Raw genomic sequence first — 9330 nt, forward strand, 5'->3', positions numbered from 1 at the left:
AAGCTCAGGCCGGGCGCCGAGCCAGCAAGGCCCACACACCGGCGACCGTGAGCAGCGAGCCCCCTGCTATGTTGAAACGCCGTTGCGCACGTGGCGAAGCCAGCAGCCTGCGTGCCGAGCCGGCAAACACCGCGTACAGCGTGGCATTGAGTGTGGCCAGCAGCACGAAGGTAACGGCGAGAACCCACAGCTGCTGCGTCAGCCCGGCGCCCGGTGTGATGAACTGCGGCAAAAAGGCCACGAAGAAAACAATGCCCTTGGGGTTAAGCGCCGTGACCAGCCAGGTGTGTGCAAACAGTTTCCAGCGCGAGCCGGGCGCCGCCGGAGCGGTCAGCTCTGTGGGCGAGATACCCGCGCGCAGCAGCTTGATACCCAGGTAAAGCAGGTACAGCCCGCCGGCCCACTTGACCACGGTGAACCAGAGCGCCGAAGTGGCCAGCAGCGCGCCCAGGCCCAGCAGAGACAACAACAGGGCCGTCGAATCACCAAGCGCGACCGCAGCCACCAGCGGCACATTGGCACGCCGGCCATGCGCCATGGAATAGCTGATCACGGTGAGTATGGTGGGACCCGGAATGATGAGCAGGACCACCGACGCGGCGACAAAGGCCAGCCAGAGTTCCAGGGACATGGAAATGTTCTCCTTAAAGGGGGCAGGTTTTCAATCGCATGTTACGGCTTCCCGGGGCGCCGGTCAGGTGGATGCCTGCCCGTATTTTTTCCGCAAACGTGCATGGCGATGCCGGAAGACAAATTTGTAAACGGGCATCAGCAAGGCCGTCAGCAGCGGAACGCGCCCCACCACCGAGATACGGTCAATCACCCGGCAACCTCCCTCTGCGGGAAGCAGCTTTCGTTCATGGTTCCATTCGCGGTTCAGCCACGACGAAGAGCTTTCCCGGAAACCTTCGCCGGCATCGATGTGTTTCAGGCGAAACGAATGCAGGTCGACCGGCAGCACACCCAGCAGCAGCACCCAGCTCCTGAACAGGAGGCGACCAGTCTCCCATCGCTCCGGAGGGTAGTCCCGCCACTCCGGGGGGGGGGCGGTCATCCTGACGAGTGGCCACAGTTCCCAGTTCACTGAATTCATGGAAGTCGATGCCCACAGTGTCGAAGGCAGGACATGGAGCGCGGAGTCAATCGTGAATTCTTCTTGCACGGCAGGTTTTGCAAACAGGAAAGGTGAAGGCTGTCGAAACGTGAATGACTCTAAGCGTTCACGCTGCCAGTGGCGTGATCTACACACCCTTGCCAGCCATCAATGCATTCAGTTCACCGAAACCGACCGCACCTTCGGCAAACGTGAAAGTCCCCTGCGCCTTGACTTCACGCGCGGCCTGCAGGAATGCCCCCATGGCCGCGCGAAAAAATGTCGGCCCGAGGCTGACCCGGCGAACCCCCACCGCAGTCAGCTCTGCGACGGAAAAGCATTGGCCCTTCGCCCCGACCATGACATTGACCGGCTTGGCCACGGCACCGCAGGCTGAGCGGATGCTGGCGATGTCAGGCAGATTCGGCGCATAAAGCACGTCCGCGCCCGCTGCCTCGAAGGCCTGGAGACGCTCTATCGTGTCGTCGAGAACAGGGCGGCCGCGCAGGAAATTTTCTGCCCGCGCCGTCAGCACAAAAGGAAATGGCAGCGAGCGGGCGGCTTCAACGGCAGCAATCACGCGCTCCACGGCGAGCGACTTGTCATAGATGGGCCGTGCGCGGTCGCCGGTGGCATCTTCGATCGAACAGCCGACAAGGCCGGCCGCGGCAGCCAGCCGGACGGTTTCGGCCACGGTCTCGGGCGCATCGCCGTAGCCGTTCTCCAGATCAGCCGAGACCGGCAGGTCGCTCGCGTCCACCAGGGCGCGGGCATGCGCCAGGGCCGTGTCACGCGTCACAACGCCTTCGCCATCCCGCAGACCGAGCGAGATGGCCAGCCCGCCGCTTGTTGTGGCCAAGGCCTCGAATCCGAGCCCCGCCAGCATGCGCGCCGTGCCCACGTCCCAGGGATTGGGAATCACGAAAGCGCCGGAGCGCTGGTGCAGTGCCTGAAACTTTTTCGCCTTGCTAGCTTGGGTTTCTTTCATGGAAGACCTCCGGACTATTGTTGTGCAGCCATTTTCGCCAGCAGCGCTTCACGCCGCGCAAGGCTGGCGGCCGACCAGTAAATCTTGCGGTCGTAATACGCCGGCACGGCCGGTGTACCCTCGGGCAATACCACCCAGGGTTGCTTGGACGAAGTGAAGATATGGATGTCGGGCGGCAGGTGATCGGGCTCGTCCAGCGTGCCGACACGCAAAAAACGCACCGAAGGCCCGGCGCCTGAATAGTTGCTCCACAGCGCCACCCGGCATTGCGGACAACGTGCAATTTTCTGGCCCTTGCCGCTGGCCGATGGCGTGTTCACCATCTCGGGCTCACCGCCCAGCAGCCTCACCCGGTCCGCTTCGATCATCGCGTTCAGCGCAAACGACGCGCCGCTTTCACGCTGGCACCAGCGGCAATGGCAGCAGTGCACAAAAAGAGGTCCAGATTCCAGCTGATAGCGAACCAAGCGGCAATCGCAGCCGCCTTGAAGTGGAAAAACACCTTCGGCGGTAATCACAACTTCTCAACAGACCTGCAAACTCAAGCTGCCGCAGCGATCTGCCGCAAGGCCTGCTCGAAGACCTCAGCGGGCTGGCCGCCCGAAATCAAGTGCTTGTCGTTGATGATGATGGCGGGAACCGAATGAATGCCCTGCCTAAGATAGAACTGTTCGCGCTCCCGTACCGCGTCAGCATATTCGCCAGAAGCCAGGATTTCTGCCGCACGCGCCGCATCCAGCCCGACCTCGCCAGCCACTCGCGCCAGCACTTCGTGCGAGCCCGGGTTTTCGCCATCGGTGAAATAGGCCTTGAACAGGGCTTCCTTGAGCGCCAGCTGCCGGCCCTCTTCCTCGGCCCAATGCAGCAGGCGGTGGGCGTCGAAGGTGTTGTAGACACGATTACGCGCACCCACGGTGAAGGTAAAGCCCACTTCTTGCCCGCGCGCACGGATCATCTCCCGATTGCGCTGCAGTTGTTCAGGCGTGGAGCCGTATTTTTCAGCCAGATGTTCGCCTATGTCCTGGCCTTCGGCCGGCATCTGCGGGTTCAGCTCGAAAGGCTGAAAGTGCAGCTCGGCCTGCACCTCGCCGGCAACGCGGCCCATCGCTTCTTCCAGCGATTTGAGGCCAATCACGCACCAGGGACAGGACACATCAGAGACGAAATCAATTTTCATGGGAACGAGGGTCGGGGTGCTCATTGAATAGGTCTTTCCAGAAACAAAGCCCTCTGAAATTAAACGGGGCTGATGAACCGATATTAGTGATTATCGAAAAATCCCGCTGAAGACGGTTTGTAGGAGCCGGTAGCGCCTGGCTTGAGGCAATGTCTCACGCAGCCCGTCCAGTTCTGGCGTAACAGTGGAATTTGCCGTGCTAACACGCACAACGCGCACTCACCCTCACTCCATGAAAGAACACCATGACTGAAAAATCCGCCAGCGTCCATTGGGAAGGCCAGGGCAAAAAAGGCCAGGGCCAGATCAGCACCGAAACCGACGCGCTCAAAGCCTACCCCTACGGTTTCGGCAGCCGCTTTGAAGACGACCGCAAGGGGACCAACCCCGAAGAGCTGCTCGGTGCGGCCCATGCGGCCTGTTTCACCATGGCTTTTTCGTTTGCATGCGAGAAAGCCGGTTTTGCCACCGAAGAAATGGACACGCAGGCTAGCGTGCGCCTGGTACCGCAGGGTGAAGGCTTCCTGATCGACCGCATCATGCTGACGCTGAAGGCAAAAGTCCCCGGCATCGACGAAGCCAGGTTCCAGCAGATCGCCAGGGCTTCCAAGCGCGATTGCCCTCTGTCCAAGGTGCTGGCCAGCGTCCCTGACATCGAATTGACGGCCACGCTGCTGAAATAAGGGCCTCCTGCGGCGCCATGGCAGCTTGCCCCCGGGGCGGGAAATGTTCGAGAATGCGTCCTGCCACCAGCCGGACCCACCAGGACACACCATGCTCCAACTCCGCCCCAACTGCGAATGCTGCAACAAAGACTTGCCCAACGAGTCATCAGGGGCTCGCATCTGCACCTTTGAATGCACGTTCTGCAGCGATTGCGCCAGCGGCAAACTCAAAGGGATCTGCCCCAACTGCGGCGGAGAACTCGTGGCCCGGCCACGCAGGCCCGCTGGAAAACTTCTCAAGTACCCGGCGTCGACGGAAAGGGTATTCAAACCAGCAGGTTGTGAGGCCCCGGCATGAACATCACCACCCTGCTGCTTTTTTCCGTGGTCGCGCTGGTGGCCATTGCCACACCGGGCCCCACCGTGCTACTGGCGCTGGCCAATGGTTCGCACTACGGTGTACGCCGTTCGGTGCCGGGCATGCTCGGCGCCGTGCTGTCGGACTTTGTGCTGGTCGGCGCGGTGGCGCTCGGGTTGGGCGCCCTGCTCGCGGCTTCGGAGTTCTGGTTTTCGGTGCTGAAATGGGCAGGCGCCATTTACCTGGCCTGGCTGGGCATTCGCATGCTGCGCTCACGCGGCGGGTTTGAGGTTCCGGTGGAAGACGCCGCCGGCACGCAGCACGGCAGCCGCGCGATCTTCATGAAGTCTTTCCTGGTGGCCGTAACCAACCCCAAAGGCTACCTGTTCTGCTCGGCCCTGCTGCCGCAGTTCATTGATCCCGCGGCCGCGCAAACGCCGCAATACATCGCGATCGCCCTTGTTTTTGCCGGGCTGGACTTCAGCGTGATGCTGGCTTATGCCTTCATAGGCGCACGGGCCATACGTCTGCTCAAAGCCTCGGCCACGCGCTGGATGGACCGCCTGTGCGGCGGCGCCCTGCTCGCGCTGGCTGGTTCACTGGCCTTCTACCGCCGCGCCAACAGCTCCTGATTTCATAGCTGCTTGTGCCCGTCCTGCTTGGGCTGATGCCTGTTTTTTCTTTGAATCAAGGCATAGGCCTGTCTGACCACCAAGTAGGACTCGTCTGATGGCGTGAATTGCTGATCGGACTTACCGTGGGCCTTTGAATGGATCCGCCCATGAACCAGCCCGCCTCCAGCCATGCACCCGAGAGCCGCGAAGCCCGCATTCCCTGCGGCGAAGCCTGGCTGTATGGCGATCTGGTCCTGCCGGCCGGCGCCCAGGGCGTGGTGCTGTTTGCCCACGGCAGCGGCAGCGGCCGGCACAGCGCGCGCAACCGGCAGGTCGCGCAGAGGCTCCAGCATGCGGGCATCGCCACGCTGCTGTTCGACCTGCTCACCGTGCAGGAAGAGCAGGTAGACATTCACACGCGTGAACACCGCTTCGACCTTGCCCTGCTGACGGGCCGCATGCAGCAGGCCACCGAATGGGCGCTCGCGCAGCCCGGCCTGCAGCACGCACCCATCGGCTACTTCGGCGCCAGCACGGGCAGCGCGGCGGCGCTGATTGACGCGGCCCGGCTCGGCAAACGCATTGCCGCCGTGGTCTCGCGCGGCGGCCGCCCCGACCTTGCCGGCCCGGTGGCACTGGCGGCGGTGACCGCACCCACGCTGCTGATCGTGGGCGGCGCCGACGAGGAAGTCATCTCGCTCAACGAGCAGGCTTACGCGCATTTGCAGTGCGAAAAGCGGCTCGAGATTGTGCCGGGCGCCACCCACCTGTTCGAGGAACACGGCACCCTGGAGCAGGTGGCCGACCTGGCGGCCACCTGGTTCAACACACACCTGGCCGCCACCCGCTCCCCTGGAGTCCAGCATGACAGACACACGCCTTCCCTATGAGAACCGGCGCCAGGCCGGCCGCGCGCTGGCCGGTGTGCTGGCCCATTACCGCGGACGCCCCAAGCTGCTGGTCCTGGCCCTGCCGCGGGGTGGTGTGCCGGTGGGTTTTGAAGTGGCCATGGCGCTGGAAGCGCCGCTGGACATTCTTGTGGTGCGCAAGCTGGGTTTTCCGGGCCACAAGGAATACGCCATAGGCGCAATTGCCAGTGGCGGCGTGCGTGTGATGAACCCCCTGCCCGGCATGACCGTGTCGCCCGGCGCGCTGGCAGAGGTGGTGGCAAGCGAGCAGGCCGAACTGGTGCGGCGTGAACAGCTGTACCGTGGCCAGCGCCCGGCCATCGAGGTGCGCGGCCGCACGGTGATCGTGGTTGACGACGGGCTGGCCACTGGTGCGACCATGCGCGCCGCGCTGCTGGCCATCCGGCAGCAGCAACCCGTCCGGCTGGTAGTCGCCGTGCCGGTCGGTGCCGCAGAGAGTTGCCGGGAACTGCAGGACTTGGCCGATGAAGTGGTCTGCCCCGCCACGCCCGAGCCGTTTCGCGCGGTCGGCCTGTGGTACCGCGAGTTTCCGCAGACCGGTGATGACGAGGTGCGCACGCTGCTGGAAGATTCGCGCCGCCTCCATGCCCGCTCCGTTCACCTGCATGCTCAAGAGGACTCCCCATGACCCCGCAGCACGCACATTCACAGATCGATACAGCGCTGCTGGAGAGCCTGCAGAAGCACCTGCAGCCGCTGACCGGTAATGCCCACGACTACAACGGCTTGCTTGAATTGATCGGTCCGGCGCGTTTTGTCCTGCTCGGCGAGGCCTCCCACGGTACGCGCGAGTTCTACCAGGAGCGCGTGAACATCACCAAGCGCCTGATCACCGAAAAAGGCTTCACCGCCATCGCGGTGGAGGCCGACTGGCCCGATGCCTGGCGTGTCAACCGTTATGTGCGCGGCCTGTCCGACGACCTCAATGCCGCAGACGCCCTGTCGGGGTTTGAACGTTTTCCCGCCTGGATGTGGCGCAACACGGTGGTGCGCGATTTTGTGGAGTGGCTGCGCGAGCACAACAGCAGCCGCGCGCCCGCGCAGCAGGTGGGTTTTTACGGCATGGACCTGTACAGCCTGTTCACCTCCACCCAGGAGGTGCTGGCCTACCTGGACCGCACCGACCCCGCCGCGGCAGAACGGGCCCGCGAGCGTTATGCCTGTTTTGACCACGCGGCGGAAGACAGCCAGGCCTACGGTTATGCCGCCAGCTTCGGCCTGGCGCCGAGCTGCGAAGACGAGGTGGTGCAGCAGCTGCGCACCATGAACCTGCGCTTCGGGGACATGCCGCCTACCCCCGGGCTGGAGCGCGACGAGATGTTTTACGCCCAGCAGAATGCGCGCCTGGTGCGCAACGCCGAGGAGTATTACCGCACCATGTTTCACGGCCGCGTGTCGTCCTGGAATCTGCGCGACAGCCACATGGAAGAAACCCTGCAGGCGCTGGACCGCCATCTGGGCGCCGGCGGCACACTCCCGCGCATGGCCGTGTGGGCGCACAACTCGCACCTGGGCGATGCGGCAGCCACCGAAATGGGCGACAGGGGCGAATGGAACCTGGGCCAGCTCATGCGCGACCGCCATGACGGGGACGTGGTGCTGGTGGGCTTCAGCACTCACCACGGCTGGGTCACGGCGGCCTCGAACTGGGACGAGCCGCCGCAGCGCAAACGCGTGCGCGCCGGCCTGCCCGGCAGCTGGGAGGATCTGCTGCACCACGCCGGAGACAGCCGCTTCTGGCTGGACCTGCGCGACAACACCGAACTCGGTGCACTGGCACAGACGCTGCGGCTGCAACGCGCCATCGGCGTGATCTACCGGCCCGACACCGAACGCCAGAGCCACTACTTCCACACCCACCTGAGTGCGCAGTTTGATGCCCTGATCCACATCGACGAAACCCATGCGCTGGAGCCCCTGGACAAGGGCCCGGTGTGGCACACCGGCGAGGCGCCCGAGACTTTCCCGTCGGGCATGTGAGGGAAGGCTCCAGGCCTTCTAATGGAAATCGCGGCTAGAGGTGCCCAGCCGCCCGAGCAGCGGCGTGAGGTCTTCCAGCCGCTGCGCCACCAGATTGCGCACGGCGCCATAACCTTCGCGGGTGCCGCTTTCCTCGCTGCGCTGCCAAACGCCGTACACCGCCAGCAGCCGCGCATGCAGCACCTCGCTGCGCTGGGTTTCGCGCAGGGATTTCCAGACAATCACATTGACCGGGCCGGTCTCATCTTCCAGCGTGATGAAGATGGTGCCCTTGGCGGTCTGCGGCTGCTGGCGCACCGTGACGATGCCGCAGGCTGCCACCTCCCGCCCATTGGGCAAGGCATTCAATTCACCCGCGCTGAGCAGCCCGCGCCTGGCCAGCCGCGGCCGCAGCAGGGCCACGGGATGGCGCCGCAACGTCAGGCCGGTGGCCCGGTAATCGAACAGGATGTTTTCGCCTTCAGGCGTATCGGGCAGTTGCAAGGCGGTCTCGTGTGTGGGCACGGCCTTGAGCAGTTCGGGCGCCGGCTTGATGGCCGATGCTTCCCACACCTGCTGGCGCCGGTGGCCAGCCAGTGGCAACAAGGCGTCGGCGGCGGCCAGCGCATTGATCTCCAGCGTACCCAGCCGGGCGCGCGAGACCAGGTCTTCGGTCGAAGTAAAAGGCGCTTCTGCGCGGGCTTCTTCGATGCGCAGCGCCGCCGCTTCAGGCAAACCTCCCACCAGACGTAAACCCAGGCGAACGGCGGGCTGGCCTTTGTAAATACCGGAGGGCAACCGGGCTTCCTCGTTCGCAGGCTCCAGCGTGCAATCCCATGCGCTGCAGGTCACGTCCACGGCGCGTACTTCGACATCGTGCTTGCGTGCGTCCTGCACCAGTTGCGACGGCGTGTAAAAACCCATGGGCTGCGAGTTGACCATGGCCGCCAGGAAACAGGCCGGCTCGTGGCGCTTGAGCCAGCTGCTCACATACACCAGCTTGGCAAAACTGGCGGCGTGGCTTTCGGGAAAACCGTAGTCGCCAAAGCCCAGAATCTGCTTGAAGATGCGTTCTGAAAATTCGGCGCTGTACTTGTTTTTCACCATGGCGTTGACCAGCCGGCCATGGAAACGCTCCACCCCGCCCTTGCGCTTCCACGCCGCCATGGAACGGCGCAGGTCGTCGGCCTCCCCTGGCGTGAAGTCCGCGGCGATCATGGCAATCTGCATCACCTGCTCCTGGAAGATCGGTATGCCGAGCGTGCGTTCCAGCGCGGGATTGAGCGCCGGGTATTCAGGCTTGATCTCTCCGCCATTCCTGAGGTGTTCCCGGTTTTTCAGGTACGGATGCACCATGCCGCCCTGGATAGGCCCGGGCCGCACGATGGCCACTTCCACCACCAGGTCGTAATAGCTGCGCGGCTGCAGGCGCGGCAACATGGACATTTGCGCGCGGCTCTCGATCTGGAACACACCCACAGTGTCGGCCGCACAGATCATGTCGTAGGTCGGTTTGTCGTCCGGGGGAATGGTGTGCATTTCAAGGG

The 9330-nt window shown here is 63.8% G+C and carries 12 protein-coding genes; 6 read left to right on the forward strand and 6 right to left on the reverse strand.

The window, feature by feature from the left end:
- Window positions 1-4: 4 nt before the first annotated feature.
- From ABI660_RS09655 to ABI660_RS09675, 5 genes are all read right to left on the reverse strand, one after another.
- Window positions 5-631, reverse strand: coding sequence for a LysE family translocator (locus ABI660_RS09655; protein ID WP_348067312.1), 627 nt, complete (start codon window positions 629-631; stop codon window positions 5-7).
- Between the two features lie 63 nt (window positions 632-694).
- Window positions 695-1054, reverse strand: coding sequence for a hypothetical protein (locus ABI660_RS09660; protein ID WP_348067314.1), 360 nt, complete (start codon window positions 1052-1054; stop codon window positions 695-697).
- Window positions 1055-1241: 187 nt separating this feature from the next.
- Window positions 1242-2081 (reverse strand): isocitrate lyase/phosphoenolpyruvate mutase family protein, encoded by an 840-nt coding sequence (locus tag ABI660_RS09665; RefSeq protein WP_348067316.1) that lies wholly within the window; start codon window positions 2079-2081, stop codon window positions 1242-1244.
- A 14-nt stretch (window positions 2082-2095) separates the two neighbouring features.
- Complete coding sequence (locus ABI660_RS09670; protein ID WP_348067318.1) at window positions 2096-2548, reverse strand: GFA family protein; 453 nt, start codon at window positions 2546-2548, stop codon at window positions 2096-2098.
- 74 nt (window positions 2549-2622) lie between these two features.
- Complete coding sequence (locus ABI660_RS09675) at window positions 2623-3282, reverse strand: DsbA family oxidoreductase (protein ID WP_348067320.1); 660 nt, start codon at window positions 3280-3282, stop codon at window positions 2623-2625.
- Window positions 3283-3503: 221 nt separating this feature from the next.
- Between ABI660_RS09675 and ABI660_RS09680 the strand changes: the two genes are divergently transcribed.
- The 6 genes from ABI660_RS09680 (at window position 3504) to ABI660_RS09705 (ending at window position 7804) form a co-directional block, all read left to right on the forward strand.
- On the forward strand, window positions 3504-3941 hold the full coding sequence (locus ABI660_RS09680; RefSeq protein WP_348067322.1) for an OsmC family protein: 438 nt from the start codon (window positions 3504-3506) through the stop codon (window positions 3939-3941).
- A gap of 91 nt (window positions 3942-4032) precedes the next feature.
- Window positions 4033-4281 (forward strand): DUF1272 domain-containing protein, encoded by a 249-nt coding sequence (locus ABI660_RS09685; RefSeq protein ID WP_348067324.1) that lies wholly within the window; start codon window positions 4033-4035, stop codon window positions 4279-4281.
- Complete coding sequence (locus ABI660_RS09690) at window positions 4278-4913, forward strand: LysE family translocator (protein ID WP_348067326.1); 636 nt, start codon at window positions 4278-4280, stop codon at window positions 4911-4913. Before ABI660_RS09685 ends, ABI660_RS09690 begins: the two co-directional genes overlap by 4 nt.
- Window positions 4914-5062: 149 nt before the next feature.
- A complete protein-coding gene (locus ABI660_RS09695) occupies window positions 5063-5785 on the forward strand; it encodes an alpha/beta family hydrolase (protein WP_348067328.1) in 723 nt (240 codons plus the stop codon).
- Entirely contained in the window at window positions 5760-6452 is a 693-nt protein-coding gene (locus tag ABI660_RS09700) for a phosphoribosyltransferase (protein ID WP_348067330.1), read from the forward strand. The genes ABI660_RS09695 and ABI660_RS09700 overlap by 26 nt, the downstream gene beginning before the upstream one ends.
- Window positions 6449-7804 (forward strand): erythromycin esterase family protein, encoded by a 1356-nt coding sequence (locus ABI660_RS09705; RefSeq protein ID WP_348067332.1) that lies wholly within the window; start codon window positions 6449-6451, stop codon window positions 7802-7804. Before ABI660_RS09700 ends, ABI660_RS09705 begins: the two co-directional genes overlap by 4 nt.
- Before the next feature lie 18 nt (window positions 7805-7822).
- On the opposite strand, the gene ABI660_RS09710 is transcribed toward ABI660_RS09705, so the two are convergent.
- Window positions 7823-9330, reverse strand: a 1508-nt coding sequence (locus ABI660_RS09710; RefSeq protein WP_348067334.1) for an OB-fold nucleic acid binding domain-containing protein, incomplete at its 5' end; no start/stop codon positions are given.

This window comes from Polaromonas sp., from assembly GCF_039930745.1.
Lineage (GTDB): Bacteria > Pseudomonadota > Gammaproteobacteria > Burkholderiales > Burkholderiaceae_C > Polaromonas.